The organism is Collimonas humicola (assembly GCF_018304945.1).
In the GTDB taxonomy this organism is placed as follows: Bacteria; Pseudomonadota; Gammaproteobacteria; order Burkholderiales; family Burkholderiaceae_D; genus Collimonas; species Collimonas humicola.
This window is the reverse complement of the sequence record NZ_JAGQEE010000003.1, coordinates 1-15,675: the sequence shown is the minus strand read 5'-3', so window position 1 is coordinate 15,675 and position 15,675 is coordinate 1. Positions and strand designations below refer to the sequence as shown.

At 63.1% G+C, this 15,675-nt stretch carries 16 protein-coding genes; 11 read left to right on the top strand and 5 right to left on the bottom strand.

The annotated features are described in order from the left end of the window. Positions 1-39: 39 nt before the first annotated feature. Positions 40-1,185 (bottom strand): signal recognition particle-docking protein FtsY, encoded by a 1,146-nt coding sequence (gene ftsY, locus KHU30_RS11615; protein ID WP_211442832.1) that lies wholly within the window; start codon positions 1,183-1,185, stop codon positions 40-42. Positions 1,186-1,411: 226 nt separating this feature from the next. Between ftsY and rsmD the strand changes: the two genes are divergently transcribed. From rsmD to KHU30_RS11580, 7 genes are all read left to right on the top strand, one after another. Continuing rightward, the gene (gene rsmD / locus KHU30_RS11610; RefSeq protein ID WP_211442831.1) at positions 1,412-2,059 is read left to right on the top strand and encodes a 16S rRNA (guanine(966)-N(2))-methyltransferase RsmD; all 648 of its coding nucleotides are present in this window, start codon (positions 1,412-1,414) and stop codon (positions 2,057-2,059) included. A 46-nt stretch (positions 2,060-2,105) separates the two neighbouring features. Continuing rightward, complete coding sequence (gene coaD, locus KHU30_RS11605) at positions 2,106-2,594, top strand: pantetheine-phosphate adenylyltransferase (RefSeq protein WP_038485166.1); 489 nt, start codon at positions 2,106-2,108, stop codon at positions 2,592-2,594. A 98-nt stretch (positions 2,595-2,692) separates the two neighbouring features. Continuing rightward, positions 2,693-2,971, top strand: coding sequence for a YfhL family 4Fe-4S dicluster ferredoxin (locus KHU30_RS11600; RefSeq protein WP_211442830.1), 279 nt, complete (start codon positions 2,693-2,695; stop codon positions 2,969-2,971). Between the two features lie 118 nt (positions 2,972-3,089). Next, positions 3,090-4,025, top strand: coding sequence for a 4-hydroxyproline epimerase (locus tag KHU30_RS11595; RefSeq protein WP_211442829.1), 936 nt, complete (start codon positions 3,090-3,092; stop codon positions 4,023-4,025). Then, the gene (locus KHU30_RS11590; RefSeq protein ID WP_211442828.1) at positions 4,022-5,143 is read left to right on the top strand and encodes an NAD(P)/FAD-dependent oxidoreductase; all 1,122 of its coding nucleotides are present in this window, start codon (positions 4,022-4,024) and stop codon (positions 5,141-5,143) included. Before KHU30_RS11595 ends, KHU30_RS11590 begins: the two co-directional genes overlap by 4 nt. Further along, positions 5,136-5,399 (top strand): 2Fe-2S iron-sulfur cluster-binding protein, encoded by a 264-nt coding sequence (locus KHU30_RS11585; RefSeq protein ID WP_211442827.1) that lies wholly within the window; start codon positions 5,136-5,138, stop codon positions 5,397-5,399. Before KHU30_RS11590 ends, KHU30_RS11585 begins: the two co-directional genes overlap by 8 nt. Next, positions 5,396-6,685, top strand: a complete 1,290-nt coding sequence (locus tag KHU30_RS11580; protein WP_230427346.1) for an NAD(P)/FAD-dependent oxidoreductase — start codon at positions 5,396-5,398, stop codon at positions 6,683-6,685. Before KHU30_RS11585 ends, KHU30_RS11580 begins: the two co-directional genes overlap by 4 nt. A 1-nt stretch (position 6,686) precedes the next feature. Here the strand turns inward: KHU30_RS11580 and KHU30_RS11575 are convergent, their stop codons facing one another. Continuing rightward, positions 6,687-7,451: an AraC family transcriptional regulator gene (locus KHU30_RS11575; RefSeq protein WP_211442826.1), complete on the bottom strand. Its 765-nt coding sequence runs from the start codon at positions 7,449-7,451 to the stop codon at positions 6,687-6,689. 85 nt (positions 7,452-7,536) lie between these two features. Beyond that, entirely contained in the window at positions 7,537-8,661 is a 1,125-nt protein-coding gene (locus tag KHU30_RS11570; RefSeq protein ID WP_211442825.1) for a branched-chain amino acid ABC transporter substrate-binding protein, read from the bottom strand. 250 nt (positions 8,662-8,911) lie between these two features. On the opposite strand from KHU30_RS11570, the gene KHU30_RS11565 reads away from it, so the two are divergent. The 3 genes from KHU30_RS11565 (at position 8,912) to KHU30_RS11555 (ending at position 12,227) form a co-directional block, all read left to right on the top strand. Further along, positions 8,912-9,832 (top strand): dihydrodipicolinate synthase family protein, encoded by a 921-nt coding sequence (locus tag KHU30_RS11565; RefSeq protein ID WP_211442824.1) that lies wholly within the window; start codon positions 8,912-8,914, stop codon positions 9,830-9,832. A 123-nt stretch (positions 9,833-9,955) separates the two neighbouring features. After that, entirely contained in the window at positions 9,956-10,630 is a 675-nt protein-coding gene (locus KHU30_RS11560) for a GntR family transcriptional regulator (protein WP_211442823.1), read from the top strand. Between the two features lie 22 nt (positions 10,631-10,652). Continuing rightward, entirely contained in the window at positions 10,653-12,227 is a 1,575-nt protein-coding gene (locus KHU30_RS11555; protein ID WP_211442822.1) for an aldehyde dehydrogenase (NADP(+)), read from the top strand. 3 nt (positions 12,228-12,230) lie between these two features. Here KHU30_RS11555 and KHU30_RS11550 read toward each other — a convergent pair whose 3' ends face one another. Together KHU30_RS11550 and gcvA are read right to left on the bottom strand one after the other, a co-directional pair. Then, positions 12,231-13,082 carry an MOSC domain-containing protein gene (locus tag KHU30_RS11550; RefSeq protein WP_211442821.1) on the bottom strand — a complete coding sequence of 284 codons (852 nt, stop codon included), beginning with the start codon at positions 13,080-13,082 and terminating at the stop codon, positions 12,231-12,233. 6 nt (positions 13,083-13,088) lie between these two features. Further along, the gene (gene gcvA / locus KHU30_RS11545; RefSeq protein ID WP_211442820.1) at positions 13,089-14,039 is read right to left on the bottom strand and encodes a transcriptional regulator GcvA; all 951 of its coding nucleotides are present in this window, start codon (positions 14,037-14,039) and stop codon (positions 13,089-13,091) included. An 86-nt stretch (positions 14,040-14,125) separates the two neighbouring features. Here gcvA and KHU30_RS11540 point away from each other — a divergent pair, with 86 nt between their 5' ends. Beyond that, complete coding sequence (locus KHU30_RS11540; RefSeq protein ID WP_211442819.1) at positions 14,126-15,355, top strand: MFS transporter; 1,230 nt, start codon at positions 14,126-14,128, stop codon at positions 15,353-15,355. Positions 15,356-15,675: the final 320 nt, after the last annotated feature.

Sequence of the window (15,675 nt, the reverse complement as noted above, 5' to 3'; positions counted from 1 at the left end):
ATGGCAATACAGCTTGAATGGAAAACCGGGACAACTTCTCTAACTAAGCAATGCATCCACGAAATCGGCGGCATTGAAGGGCTGCAAGTCTTCGATCTGTTCGCCGACGCCGATGAAATACACCGGGATGGCGCGGGTGGTGGCGATGGCCGCCAGCACGCCGCCCTTGGCGGTGCCGTCCAGCTTGGTGATCACCAGCCCGGTCAGGCCTAGCGCATCGTCGAAAGCCTTGACCTGCGCCAGCGCATTCTGGCCGGTGTTGCCGTCGATGACCAGCAGGATTTCATGCGGCGCGGTGGCCATGCCTTTGCCGATGACGCGCTTGATTTTTTTCAGTTCGTCCATCAGGTGCAACTGGGTCGGCAGGCGACCGGCAGTGTCCACCATGACCACATTGGTGCCGCGCGCCTGCGCCGAATGCACGGCGTCGAAAGCCACCGCCGCAGGATCGCCGGATTCCTGGGCGATCACGGTGACGTTGTTGCGCTCGCCCCAGATCGTCAGCTGTTCGCGCGCGGCGGCACGGAAAGTATCGCCGGCCGCCAGCAGCACCGATTGCTTGTGGGCTTGCAGGTGCTTGGCCAGTTTGCCGATGGTGGTGGTCTTGCCGGCGCCGTTGACGCCGGCGATCATCATCACCAGCGGCTGATGCTGGTCCAGCACCAGCGGCTTTTGCAAGGGCGACAGCAAATCGATCAGCAAGGCGCGCAGCGCCGCCTTGACCTGGGCCGCTTCCGTCAGCTTGTCTTCCTTGACCTTCTTTTTCAGGGCATTGAGCAGGAAATGGGTGGCGTCGACGCCGGCATCGGACACCAGCAGGGCCGATTCCAGTTCCTCGTACAAGTCGTCGTCGATCTTGGCGCCGACGAACAGGACGCTCAGGTTGGAGGACGTCTTGGACAGCCCGCTTTTCAGGCGCGACAGCCAGGAACGCTTTTGCTCCGCGGCGACCGGCGCCGAGACGATCTCGGTTTCCGCTTCGGCGGCCGAGGCGGCCGGCGGCTCGCTCGGTGCAACAGCAGAAGCAACAGCGGCATCAACTACGGCGGCAGGGGCTGGCGCAAGCGCCGGTGCGATCCCGGCCGTCGCGGCCGGAGCAATTTCTGATGCTTTTACCTGCGGCAGTTCTGCTGCCGGCGAAGGCGCAACTTCGGGTTTTGGTTTTTTCTTGAAGAAACTAAACATCTGAGGCCTGGTCTGTCGGGCGGTGAAAAAGGGTGCGGCGGCGGGCTGTCGGAGCCTGCCGCACAAGAGGTACAATCACCGGCATTCTATCAGAGCGTCGGCTATCGATTTACGGATAGTCTTGCCCGCCGGCCTCTAATTTGACTGCCGTAGGCGCCAAAATCGAGGCCAAATCGACGCAGAATCGACGAAATCCGGGAAATTTTCCCCATCTTTATTAAACTTAATGAAAAAACCAAGCAGCAAAAAACCGCCGAAAACGCCGGTACACGCCATCAAGCCGCCTTTGGCGCGCCAGGTCAGGATCATCGGCGGCGCCTGGAAACGCACGCCGCTGGCGGTGCTGGAATGCGAAGGCTTGCGGCCGACGCCGGACCGGGTGCGCGAGACCTTGTTCAACTGGCTGAATCACCTGTTGGACGGTAACTGGGCTACGGTGCGCTGCCTCGACCTGTTCGCAGGCACCGGCGCCCTCGGTTTCGAGGCGGCCAGCCGCGGCGCGCTGGAAGTGACCATGATCGAGCACAACACCCCGGCAGCGCGCCAGCTGGAGGCGACCAAGGCCAAGCTGGACGCGGGCCAGGTACGGGTCCTGCGCAGCGATGCGGCGACATGGTTAGGCAAGGCTGGCGCCGAGGCCGGGCGCTACGACCTGATTTTCCTGGACCCGCCCTACCAGCAGGGCTGGCTGGAAAGGGTGCTGCCGCTGTGCCAGGGTTTGCTGGCCGAGCATGGTTTGCTGTACCTGGAAGCGGAGTTTGTGCTGGCGGAGGATGCCTTGCCTGACTGGCTAAGCGGCTGGCAGCTGTTGCGGGCCGACAAGGCAGGCATGGTGTTCTATCATTTGCTAAAAAGGCAAGTTAGTTTGGCCTGAGGCAAATTCAGGCATAATGCGCGATCTGATTGGGAGGGGGAACAAGATGGTCACAGCAGTTTATCCAGGAACGTTCGATCCGCTCACGCGTGGTCATGAAGATTTGGTGCGGCGCGCGTCCGGGCTGTTCGACAAGCTGGTGGTCGGCGTCGCCGACAGCAAGAACAAAAAGCCGTTTTTCTCTCTGGAAGAGCGTTTGTCGATTGCCAACGAGGTGCTTGGCCACTACCCCAATGTGCAGGTGGAAAGCTTTTCCGGCCTGCTCAAGGATTTCGTCCGCCAGCACGACGCCAATGTGATCGTGCGCGGCTTGCGCGCGGTGTCCGACTTTGAATTCGAGTTCCAGATGGCCGGCATGAACCGCTATCTGCTGCCGGACGTCGAAACCCTGTTCCTGACGCCGTCCGATCAGTACCAGTTCATCTCCGGCACCATCGTGCGCGAAATCGCCACCCTGGGCGGCGATGTCTCCAAGTTTGTCTTTCCTTCCGTTGAAAAATGGCTGAAGGAAAAGCTCGACGCCCAGCAGCCCTGAGCGGCCTGGGCTTAAAGAGAATAAAATGGCCGAAGCAGGACGGGATCGCCCGCTTAGCTTCCGGCCCCGCCGTATTTATGATTTAAAAGAGTAGTGCAATGGCTTTATTGATCACTGATGACTGCATCAATTGCGACGTTTGCGAGCCCGAGTGCCCGAACGGCGCGATCTACATGGGGCCGCTGATTTACGAAATCGACCCGCACAAGTGCACCGAGTGCGTCGGCCATTTCAATGAGCCGCAATGCCAGCAGGTTTGTCCGGTCAGCTGCATCCCGCTGGACCCCGCCTGGCACGAATCCAAAGAACAGCTGCAAGCCAAGTACGAGCGCCTGCAGGCTGAGCTGGCCGCTCCGGTCGCCGCCAAGCAACCTTAATCGCCATTGAACCTGCTGCCGCGCGCAGCAGGCGCGAAATCGGCACTATGCCGATTTCGTCATCTATTCCAAGGCTTGGCAGCAAGACAGCGCAGTCTGCGCCGACTACGCTGTCGGTATGGAAAAAATCTCGATTCTCGATTCCCACACCGGCGGTGAACCTACCCGCCTGGTGCTGGCTGGCGGCCCCGATCTTGGCAACGGGCCTTTGTCCGAACGGCTGCAGCTGCTGCGTGCGCAGCACGACCGCTTGCGTATCGCCACCGTGTGCGAGCCGCGCGGCTCCGATGTGCTGGTCGGCGCGCTGCTGTGCCAGCCACAAGATCCGGCCTGCGCCGCCGGCGTCATCTTTTTCAATAATGTCGGTTATCTCGGCATGTGCGGCCACGGCACCATCGGCTTGATCGCGTCGCTGGCCTACCTGGGCCGCCTGGGCACAGGCCGCCATCGGATCGAAACGCCGGTCGGCGTGGTCGAGACTGAGCTGCATGCCGACGCCAGCGTCACCGTGCACAATATCCCCGCCTATCGCTTGTGCAAGGATGTCGTCTTGCAAGTGCCCGGCTATGGCCGCGTGGTCGGCGACATCGCCTGGGGCGGCAACTGGTTTTTCCTGGTCGGTGAACACGGGCTGGATGTGCAGCAGGAGAACATTGCCGCCCTCAGCGCCTTTGCCCAGGCAGTGCGCGCCGCGCTCGAACTGGCCGGTATCACGGGCGCAGCCGGGGCAGCGATCGATCACGTCGAGCTGTTCGGCCCGGCCCGGCAGGCCGGCAACCACAGCCGCAATTTCGTGCTTTGCCCCGGCAACGCCTACGATCGCTCTCCCTGCGGCACCGGCACCAGCGCCAAGCTGGCTTGCCTGGCGGCCGACGGCAAGCTGGCCGAGGGCGACGTCTGGCGCCAGGAAAGCATCATCGGCAGCGTCTTCGAAGCATCCTACCGGCGCCACGGCGAACAGATCCTGCCCGCCATCCGCGGCACGGCCTATGTGAACGCCGAGAGCAGTTTCATTTTCCAGCAGGACGATCCCTTCGCCTGGGGCATTATTTGAGCATCGATGTCTTGATCGTCGGCGCCGGCATCATCGGCGCCGCCTGCGCCGATGCGCTGGCGGCCGAGGGCCTGGCGGTGACGGTGGTGGAGCGCGAAGCGATCGGCAGCGGCGCCACGGCGGCCGGCATGGGGCACCTGGTAGTCATGGACGACAATCCGGCGGAACTGGCGTTGACCTCTTATTCGCTGGCGCTGTGGCGGCAGCTTGCCGGCGCCGATCCCGCCGCGCATGAATACAGCGGTTGCGGCACGCTATGGATTGCCGCCGATGATGAAGAAATGGCGGCGGCACGCACCAAGCAAACCATCTTGCGAGCACACGGCATCCCCTGCGAGATGCTGGATGCGGCCGCCCTGTACGCGCATGAACGGCAGTTGCGGCCTGGCTTGCGCGGCGGCTTGCGCGTCAGCGGCGATGCCATCGTCTATCCGCCGAAAAGCGCTGCACTGCTGCTGGCGCGGGCGCAGCGCCGCGGCGCGCAAGTGCGCGAAGGACAGGTGCAGGCAATCACCAGCCACGGCGTACTGCTGGCCGACGGCAGCGAGCTGCATGCCGACCGGGTGCTGGTGGCGAACGGCAGCGCATCGGTGCAGCTGCTGCCGGAATTGCCGATCTGGCCGAAAAAAGGCCATATCGTCATCACCGACCGCTATCCGGGCCTGATCCGCCACCAGCTGGTTGAGCTCGGCTATATCAAAAGCGCGCACGCAGCCAGCGGCGATTCGGTGGCCTTCAATCTGCAGCCGCGCCCGACCGGGCAATTGCTGATCGGCTCTTCTCGCCAGTTCGATGCCGCCGACAAGGCGGTGGAGCCGGCGATCCTGGGGCGCATGCTGGCGCACGCAGCCAGCTTTGTTCCCGCGCTGGCTGGCTTGAATGCCTTGCGCTGCTGGACCGGCATGCGCGCTGCCAGCAGCGACGGCTTGCCGCTGCTCGGGCCGCATCCGTCGCGGCCGAATGTCTGGCTGGCCACCGGCCATGAGGGCCTGGGGATTACCACCTCGCTGGCCAGCGCCCAGCTGCTGGCAGCGCAGATGGCCGGCAGGCCGGCGCAGATTCCGGTCACACCTTATCTGCCGGCGCGCTTCCGGCAACTGGGAATGCAACATGCCTGAAAACGACATCGAGATATTCATCAACGGCAGCAGCGTCAAGGTCGCCACCGGTTGCAGCGTAGCGGCAGCGCTGGCTGTGGCCGCTGCGCCAGGCATCACGCGGCGTTCGGTCAGCGGCATGCCGCGGGCGCCGCTGTGCGGCATGGGCATCTGCCAGGAATGCCGGGTCAGCATAGACGGCCGCGCGCATCGCCTGGCTTGCCAGACTGAGTGCGCCGCCGGCATGCGGATAGAAACTGCGCAGGCTGTCGCATGATGCACGCGAAGTCGGACATCGTGATCGTCGGCGCCGGGCCGGCCGGACTGGCTGCCGCCAGGAGCGCTGCGCAAAGCGGCGCCGCCGTGGCGCTGGTCGACGACAACCCGCGCGCCGGCGGGCAGATCTGGCGCGGCGGCCCACAGCACAGCGCGCATCCGCAAGCTAAAGAATTATGGGATCAATTGCAGCAGATGGCGAACGTGCAGTGGTACATGCACAGCCGCGTGCTTGCTGCGGCAGGAGCGATGCAATTGCTGCTGGAAAGCCCGCAGCAGACTTGCAAGCTGAGTTACCGCAAGCTGATACTGGCAACCGGCGCGCGTGAACGGCTGCTGCCGTTTCCCGGCTGGACGCTGCCCGGCGTGACCGGCGCCGGCGGCTTGCAGGCTTTGGTCAAAGGCGCTTATCCGGTGCATGGCAAGCGCGTCGTCGTGGCCGGTTCCGGACCCCTGCTGCTGGCGGTGGCGGCGACCTTGCGGCAGCACGGCGCGCAGGTGCTGAACATACTGGAACAAAGCAGCCGGCGCAAGCTGGCCGGGTTTGCCCTGCAGCTGGCGCGCACGCCTGCCAAATTGCGCCAGGCCTGGCAATTGCGCAGCCAGCTGGCTGGCGTGCCGTATCACGCTGACAGCTATGTGCTGCAAGCGCAGGGCGAAGGACAGCTGCGCGCGGTGCAGATGATGGTGGCCGGGAAAACCCTGAGCGTGGAGTGCGACTACCTGGCTTGCGGCTACGGCCTGTTGCCCAATACCGAGCTGGCGCAGGCGCTCGGTTGCTGCATCGCGGACGGTGCGGTGCAGGTGGATGCGCAGCAGCGCACCAGCGTGCAAGACCTGTACTGCGCCGGCGAAGGCAGCGGGGTCGGCGGCGTCGATCTGGCGCTGGCCGAAGGACATATCGCCGGCCTCCATGCCGGCGGTTCAGGCGCCGCCGAGGGGCGCTGGCTGGCGCAGCGCCGCAGTCAGCAGGCTTTCGCCAGGCGCCTGGAGGGCGCATTTTCCTTGCGTCCCGAATTGCGCCGTCTGTGTGCGCCGGAAACCCTGGTGTGCCGCTGCGAAGATGTCGCTTATGGGGCTTTGCAAGGACACGCCAGCTGGCGCAGCGCGAAACTGCATACGCGCTGCGGCATGGGGCCGTGCCAGGGCCGGGTCTGCGGCGGCGCCACCGACTTCCTGTTTGGCTGGCAGCCGGATGCGGTGCGCTTGCCGATATCGCCGGCGCGCGTTTCCAGCCTGATCACTTTAGCGAACGCCGCCGTTGAAGAAAATCCCGGCCCGGAATAGCTTATCCCGCTTGCAGCAACTGCCTGTAGGCGCGCGGCGTAATCCCCACCGTCGCCTTGAACTGGCGCGTAAATGCGCTGTGGTCGTGATAGCCGCAGGCGGCAGCGATCTCGGTGATGCTCTGCGATCCCGCTAGCAGCGCCGAGGCCGCATCCAGCCGGGTCTTGATAATCATCTGCCGTGGATTCAGGGAAAAAATCCTTTGGAAATAACGCTCCAGCTGAGCTACCGACAGCGCAGCGAGCCTGGCCAGTTCGGCGATCTGCAAGGGCTGGTCGTAGTGGTCATGGATGAAATGCGCAGCCGCGGCGACGCGCTTATACACCGGATGATTCTTGTCGGGCATCGCCAGGTCGCGTGAAATGCCGGCCATGCCGGCGATGCCGCCTGCGCGGTCGCGCAGCACGATCTTATGCGTGACGCACCAGCCCGGCGCACGGTTCGGATAGAGATGCAGCTCCAGCTGGTCGTGGATGTCTATCCCGGTGCTGAGCACGCGCTGGTCCTGTGCCTTGTAGCTGGCAGCAAATTCCGGCGGAAAGATGTCGCCCGCCGTGCGTCCCAGCAAGGCGGCCTTGTCGGCCAAGCCGCAGCGCGCCACCAGCGTGTGATTGACCACCAGGTATTCGGCCTGCATCCCTTTGACGAAAAACACTACGTCCGGCAAGGCGTCGAACAGCGCTTCGGCGAAAAATACATTGCCCAGCGCTGCCGCCAGCAGGTTGCGGTCGGCGGCGGTCTCGGTCGGGGCGGCGGAGTGGCTCATGCTGGCGGCGCGGCGGTGGAAGTTGCTTGCATCATACCCTTGTGGCGGACAGCGGAGTCGCGCTGCCCGCCATTCCGTAAAAACATCAGTGCGCAGGAACGGCTACCGGCTCGCCACCCTTGAACTGATAGATGGTGACCGGTGCGTTCTTCAAGTCGTGGCTGGCGTCGAACTCATACTCGCCGACCACCCCCGAATACTTCATGGCCGCCAGCACCGGGCCGAATCTGGCGGGCTCGGTGGAGCCGGCCTTTTTCATGGCTTCGGCAATCATCAGCATGCCGTCGTAGAAATAGGGCGCATAAGTCAGCGGCGCCTTGCCGTAGGTTTTCTGGAAGTCGCTCAGGAAGACCTTCTCATCGGCCTTGTCGCCCAATACGGTGCCGCCTTGCACGCAATAGACCTTGTCGTTGACGGCATCGCCGCCGAGCTTGCCGGTTTCCGCATTGCAGATGGCGTCGCCGCCCATCAGCACCACATCGAGGCCGAGCTGCTTCATCTGGCGCTTCATGGCGGCGGCCTGGGCGAAGTAGCCGCCGTAGAAGATGGCGTCGACCTGCTTGCCTTTGATCGAGGTCAGGATGGCGCTGAATTCGCTCGCCTTGTCGTTGGTGAATTCACGGCTGACGATCTCGATCTGGCTGGCTTTGGCCGCTTTCAGGAAGGCATCGGCGACGCCTTGGCCGTAAGCGGTGCGGTCATCGATGACCGCCACCTTTTTCAGTTTCAGCTGCCTGGCCGCATAGACCGCCATGTTGCCGCCCAGCTGGCTATCGTTGGGATCGAGCCGGAACACATGCTCGTAACCCTGCTGCGTAATGCGCGGATTGGTGCCGACGGTGGCCATCACCACGCCGGCATCGTTATACACCTTGGAGGCCGGGATCGCCACGCCCGAATTGTAGGGACCGAGCACCGCCTTGACCTTGCTGTCCACCAGTTTCTGCGCCGCCGCAACGCCGGCTTTCGGATCGCCCTGGTCGTCTTCGGTCAGCAGCTGGAAGCTCAACACTTTGCCGGCGACCGTGAACTTGTTCCTGTTGAGTTGTTCGACCGCCATTTTGGCGCCGCTTTCATTATCTTTGCCAGCCGGCGCCTGTGGTCCGGTCAGCGGACTCGTCAGACCGATCTTGACGACTTCCTGCGCCGCGGATGCTGCGCTCAATACCACACTGCAGGCCAGGCAAATTGCTTTGACGGTAAAGCTCATTTTCTTCGCTCCTGAATAGTTTTCTTGGATTTGTACTGATCTGTGCAAGATCCATGCAGAGTTCTGCACAGTATTGGCAGCCCCGGCGGGCCGGCTTTTGCGAGTCGTGTTTTTGCTTCCTTTTTCATGTGCGGAGGCTTCATTTAAATATATTGCAAATATATTTGCAAGATATTAGTATCGCTTTCATCGATCTTTTCCAGCACTGGCCGCCGCACCAGCCAGTTTCTTTTTTTTCAAGGAGCCGCACATGTCGTCAGCAAAATGGGAAGGCGTATTCCCCGCCGTCACCACCAAGTTCAAGGAAAACGAAGATCTCGACCACGCCGAGATGGAAAAGCATTACGCCTTCCAGATCGACAGCGGGGTACATGGCCTGGTCACCTGCGGCTCGCTGGGCGAAGCCAGCACGCTGTCGCTGGATGAAAAACTCGAAGTCACGAAAATCGCATTGTCGGTGGCCAACGGCCGCGTGCCGGTGCTAGCCAATGTCTCCGAGCTGCGCACCCGCGATGCGGTGCATTTCGCTGAGCAAGCCGCCAAGCTGGGCGTGCAGGGCTTGATGGTGATGCCGTCGGTGCTGTATGTGGCCGACGCTCGCGAAGCCAAGGACAACCTGCGCACCATCGCCGACGCCGCGCAGCTGCCGATCATGGTCTACAACAATCCGGTGGCCTACCGGGTCGACCTGACACCGCAGGATTTCGTCGAGCTGGCGGATTGCAAATGGCTGGTGGCGATCAAGGAATCGACCGACAACATCCGCCGCATCACGGACTTGCGCAATGCGCTGGGCAACCGCTATCAATTGTTCATGGGCGTCGACGACCTGGCCTTCGAAGCGCTGGCTATCGGCGCGGACGGCTTGCTGGCCGGCGTGGTAGTGGCCTTCCCGAAAGAAACGGTGGCGTTGTACACGCTGATGAAAGCCAAGCGCTATGAAGAAGCGCTCAAGCTGTATCAATGGATGACGCCGCTGCTGCATCTGGACGTCTCGACCAAGCTGGTGCAAAACCTCAAGCTGATTGAGGCGATGGCCGGCGTCGGCAATGAAATCGTGCGCCGTCCGCGCCAGCCGCTGGCAGGAGCCGAGCGCGCGCGCGTCGCCGCCGTCATCCAGCATGCCATCGATACCCGTCCCGACCTGAGCCAGTTCAAGCTTGACCAGTAAGTCTTCATTAAGCCTTCATTACGCGTTCAATCTGCAGCGGGCGGCGGCTGGACTGCTATCATTTGATCTTGCCCGTGCAGGGAAACGGTACGGGGTAAGCAGAATAGGGATAGCTAAAACATCATGGTCAGCAGTAAAAAAAATGAACGCAGCCTGCCGCCGCCCAAATTGCGGGCGGCGGATATCGCCTACGACACGCTGGAAAACCTGATCGTCACCTTGCAGATTGCGCCCGGCGCGCCCATCGTCGAAGCCGATCTGGTGGAGATGACGGGGCATGGCCGCACGCCCTTGCGCGAAGCCTTGATGCGCATGACCTCGAACGGCCTGATCGAGCAGATGCCGCGGCGCGGCCTGATCGTCAGCGATATTGAAGCGGCCGGGCACCTGACCCTGATCGAGACCCGGCGCGTGCTGGACCAGCTGATCGCGCAAAGCGCCGCGCGCAAGGCGACGCCGCAGCAGCGCAAGGATTTGCTGGCTTGCGCCAAGCGGATGGTGGCGGCGGCCAAGAAGGACGACCTGGGCGCCTACATGCAAGCCGACCAGGAACTGGATCACGTGGTGCACGCGGCTTGCCGCAATCCGTCGGCAGTGGCGGCGGTGACGCCGCTGATCATCAAGTGCCGGCGTTTCTGGTATGCCTTCCAGCACGAAGGCGACATCGTCGAAGGCGCCAAATGCCATATGCAGATGGCGGTTTCGGTGGCTGACGGCGATCCGCAGGAAGCGGTCAAAGGCGCCAGCGCCCTGATCGACTACCTGGAACTGTTTGCGCGCAAAGTCATAGACAACTAAGAAATATCACGCAAGAGGAATCATGCCCATCAGCGGACAATCCATCATCGGCAGCAGCCAGAGCCATAGCCAGGGTGCTGTATTCCAGGCCTTCGATACGGTCCAGGGCAAACAGATAGGGCCGGATTTCCATAGCGCCGGGCCGCAGGATGTCGAGCGCGCTTGCGCGTTGGCGCAAGCCGCTTTCGATGCCTATCGAGAAACCGGCCAGGAAGCGCGCGCCCGGTTTCTGGAAACGATCGCGCAGCAGATCCTCGGCATCGGCGATGAACTGATCCTGCGCGCTATGGCGGAAAGCGGCTTGCCGCGCGCCCGCCTGGAAGGCGAACGCGGCCGTACGGTGGGACAGCTGATGCTGTTTGCCGCAGTGCTGCGCGAAGGCTCGTGGAACGATGCCCGCATCGATCCAGCCCTGCCTGAGCGCTTGCCGCAGCCGCGCGTCGATCTGCGCTTGCGCAATATCGCCGTCGGTCCGGTGGCGGTGTTCGGCGCCAGCAATTTTCCCTTGGCGTTTTCAGTGGCGGGCGGCGATACCGCTGCCGCGCTGGCGGCAGGCTGTCCGGTGGTGGTCAAGGCGCATCCGGCGCATCCTGGCACCTCGGAACTGGTCGGACGCGCCGTGCAACAGGCGGTTGCCATCTGCAATTTGCCGGAAGGCGTGTTTTCGCTGCTGACCGGCAGCGGCAATGCGTTGGGAACTGCGCTGGTGCAGAATCGGCACATACAGGCGGTGGGATTCACCGGCTCGCGCCAGGGCGGGCTGGCCCTGATGCAGGTGGCGGCGGCGCGGCCGCAGCCGATCCCGGTGTATGCCGAAATGAGCAGCATCAATCCGGTTTATCTGCTGCCGGCGGCGCTGGCAGCGTGCGGCGAAGCCATCGCCAAAGGTTTCGCCGATTCGGTGACGCTGGGAGCGGGTCAATTTTGCACCAATCCTGGATTGGTGCTCGGCCTGGCTGGCGCCGATTTCGAGCGCTTTGCGCAACGTGCCGGCGAGGAACTGGCGCAGCGCAGCGCGGCGGTCATGCTGACTACAGGTATTCATGCAGCCTATGAGCAAGGCGTAGCGACGCTGGCGGCGCAGGCCGATGTCAGGCAATTCGGGCGGGGAGCCGCTGCGGAGGGCTGCCAGGCGGTGCCGGCCTTGTTTGCTGCCAGCGCGGCAGCCTTCCTCTCTAATCCGGTGTTGAGCGCGGAAGTATTCGGGCCGGTCTCCTTGCTGGTGGCATGCGCCGATGAGGCGGAACTACTGCAAGTCAGCGAGCAGCTGGAAGGGCAACTCACTGCCACCCTGCAAATGGAGAACGGCGACGCGGCGTTGGCGCGCCGCCTGCTGCCGCTGCTGGAGCGCAAGGCCGGCCGCATCCTGGTCAATGGCTTTCCGACCGGGGTTGAAGTGTCGCATGCAATGGTGCACGGCGGCCCCTTCCCGGCGACTTCGGACAGCCGCAGCACTTCGGTCGGCAGTGCGGCGATCTACCGTTTCCTGCGTCCGGTGTCCTACCAGAACCTGCCGCAAGACTTGTTGCCCGCTGCCGTGCAGGATGCCAATCCGCTGGCCATCTGGCAGCGGCGCGACGGCCGGTTGGCAAAATAAGCGTCAGAAATCCAGTTCAAGCGCGATCTCCTGGCCGACATGCAGGGTTTCACCGGCGCCGTCCTGCACGATGGCATTGACGCCAAAGGTGGGCGCGCCGTCGACGCGCGGATTGCCGCGATAGGTCTGCAGGATATCCATGGGATCGGGGCCGAACTCGCCGGTAGCCTGGTCGACCGCGGGCATCGGGCAGCGCGTGCACGGCTTGACTAGCTGCAGACGCAGCGGCCCGGCTTCGATTGTCGCGGCAAAATCTTCTTCAAACGCGTCCACGCCATCGATCACGAGGTTCGGACGGTAGCGGTTCATCGGCACCGCGGCGCGGCCCTGGGCCTGCAGCTTCTGGTTCAAGTCATCCAGCGAGCCCTGTGAAATCACCAGCATCGGAAAACCGTCGGGGAAGCGGGTCGGAACGTCCGCATCGTCCGTCCATTTCTTGCTCGCCAGCCGTTTGACGGCAGGGTCGAAACGCACCAGCCGGCAAGGCTGGCCGAGCAATTGCGAAAGCCAGCGGCCGGCCTCGCCGCCGCAGTCGTGGGCGCTGAGATGGTCGTCCCAGATGGTGACCGCGATGACAGGGGCCAAGCCGGTTGGCAGCGGCGCGGTCGGGATTTCCAGCGGCGCCATGCCTGGCGCTTGCAGGGTCATGCTGCCGGCCTGCAAGGCTGGCACGATCAGCGCCATGCGCGGATGGCTGCGTTGCGACAGGAATTGCCCGGCGCCGTCGACCACCATCCATTCGCGGTCGTGCACTTGCTGATGGCAAAGGCCGGCAGCGGTAATCGTCGCCGCCTGCAGGGCAATGCCGGCGCAGGATTTTATCGGGTATAGCGTCAGCGTGGTAATGGTCGGCATCGCTTGTTATTCCTTTATGCTTGATTCAATCAGGATGGCGCTTAGCCAGTCCTGGAAATCCGTAATTGTAGTTGTCTTTGTAGTATCGAAGGGCGAGACTGAAAAATAACTGCCGCGCGCCGGCGCCGTGATGTCGAACAGGCGCACCAGGCGGCCGCTGGCGAGATGGTTGTGCACCAGGCAGCTGCGCGCCAGGGCGATGCCTTGATCGGCCGCGGCGGCGTCCAGCAGATGCATGGGGTCGTCGTAGACCGGGCCGCTTTGTGGTTCGCCGTGCTGGATGCCGGCCGCGGCAAACCACGGTTCCCAGCCGCCATGGTGGGCAAAGCGCAGCAAGGGATGGCGCGGCAGGTCTTGCGGCCTGAGGTCTGGATGGCTGGCGACGAAGGCTGGGCTGCAGACCGGAAAAATCACTTCCTTGAGCAGGCGCTCGTAGCGATGATTCTTGTGGCCGGCGCGGCCATACCAGATGGCGACGTCGGCATTGCTGAAATCGAGTTCGCTCAGTTCGTGGGCGCTGCGCAAGCTGATGTTGATATGCGGGTGCTGCCGGTGGAATGCCGCCAGGCGCGGCACCAGCCAGGCGCTGGCGAACGAGGGCGGCGCGCTGACGCGCAAGACTTGCGCTGCGCGCCCGGTTTCAGCGCGGCCTATGTGCAGGGCACGGTCAAGCGTCGTCAGCGCTTGCCGTATTTCTCCCGCCAGCAGACGGCCGCTGTCGGTCAGCGCCATCTGGCGGCCCTCGCGCTGGAACAGCTTGCGCCCGGTGCGCTGCTCCAGAGCGCGGATCTGGTGGCTGATGGCGCTATGGGTCAGGTTCAGTTCCTCGCCGGCGCGGGTGTAGTTGCCGAGGCGGGCTGCGGCTTCAAAGGCGCGCAGGGTCTGGGTGGGCGGCAGGCGTTCAAACATGGCGGCGGGGGCTTGGGCGGCGGTTTTCGGTTGATCGGTTAATTCCATTCACATATAAGGATAAAACACTTCGTTGGCCTTCACACGGCTTGCTCTCTACTATCGACATATTCTGTTCTTATGAGTGATCTGCCATGAAACTCGCTACCCGTGTGTTCCTGATATTTTCTTCGGGCTATTTCATCTCCTATCTGGCGCGCGGCATCAATTTGCCGCTGGCGCCGCTGCTCAGCAGCGAACTCGGCCTGTCGCCGGCGCAGCTGGGCTTGCTGACCAGCTTGTACTTCTTTGCCTTTGCAGCCTGCCAGCTGCCCTTAGGGCTGCTGCTGGACCGCTTCGGTCCGCGCCGGGTGCTGGCCTGCCTGCTGCTGGTGGCGGCGACCGGCGCGCTGGTGTCGGCCAATGCGCATGGCTTCGGCAGCCTGCTGGTCGGCCGCCTGCTGCTGGGGATTGGTACATCGGCATGCCTGATGGCCGGCCTGAAGGCGATCGTGGCCTGGTTTCCGCACGATCACCTGCCCTTGATGAACGGCGCCATTTATGCGATTGGCGGCCTGGGGGCGGTGGCTACCGGCACCCCGATTGCCTGGGCTCTTGGAGTGACTACCTGGCGCGTGCTGTTTGTGGTGGTGGCTGGATTGATCTTGCTGATCGTGCTGGGCTTGTTCACGCTGGTGCCGGAGAAGGATGAGCAGCATCCTGAAAGTTCGCTGGGGACGCAGCTGCGCGATATCGGCGCGATTTTTCGCAGTGCGGTGTTCTGGCGTACTGCACCGTTTGTCATGGCGAGCCAGGGGGTGTTTCTTGGGGTGCAGGGTTTGTGGGCGGGGCCTTATCTGCGGGATGTGAGCGGTTTGGCGCCGGTTGCTGCGGCGAATATCGTGGCGCTGGCGGGCTTGGCGATGGTGCTGGGGGCGGTGGGCTCGGGCTGGCTGGCGCGGTGTTTGCAGCAGCGGGGGATTTCCTTGCATGTCACTGCGGGGGCGGGGATGTTCTTGTTCATGCTGGCGCAGTTGCTGATCTTGCTTGATGCGCCGGCGCCGGGCTGGTTGTTGTGGGGGATGTATGGGGTGTTCGGGACGTCTGGGGTGTTGTCGTATGCGGCGCTGGTGCGGGAGTTTCCGTCGCATCTTGCTGGGCGGGTGAGTACCGGTTTGACCTTGGCGATTTTTGCGGGGGCGTTTGTGGTGCAGTATGGATTCGGCTTGTTGCTGAATGCGTGGCCGCATGATGGCGGGGGATATGCGGTGGTGGCGCATCGTGCGTCGTGGATGATTGGGCTGGTGGTGCAACTGGCCGCGGGGGCCTGGTTCTGCCGTCCGTTGCGGACCGCAGTTGCTCGAGCGGCTAACCAACCGGCCTAGCACATCTGGTCGCTGATCCGCCATTGCAGTCAAATGGGGTCAGAGTTTTTTTTCGCGGTTCTTTGCGAAAATTACTCTGACCCCATTTGACGTTCTACGGAGTACATGTCTTGGCATGCTGAGAACGGCCTGCAGGTTGCTAAAACTGTTGCTGCTCCGTGGATACTAGCCGGGGGTAGCCCGGCAGCTACTTACTTTCTTTTGCTTGCCTGCGCGGCCCGGCCAAAAGAAAGTAAGCAAAGAAAAGGCGACCGCAAAGCCGTTGCCCTCCCTTCGGTCGGGTCCCCAAATCCGGCGCGCGCCAGCCGGGTGAGGGGCAA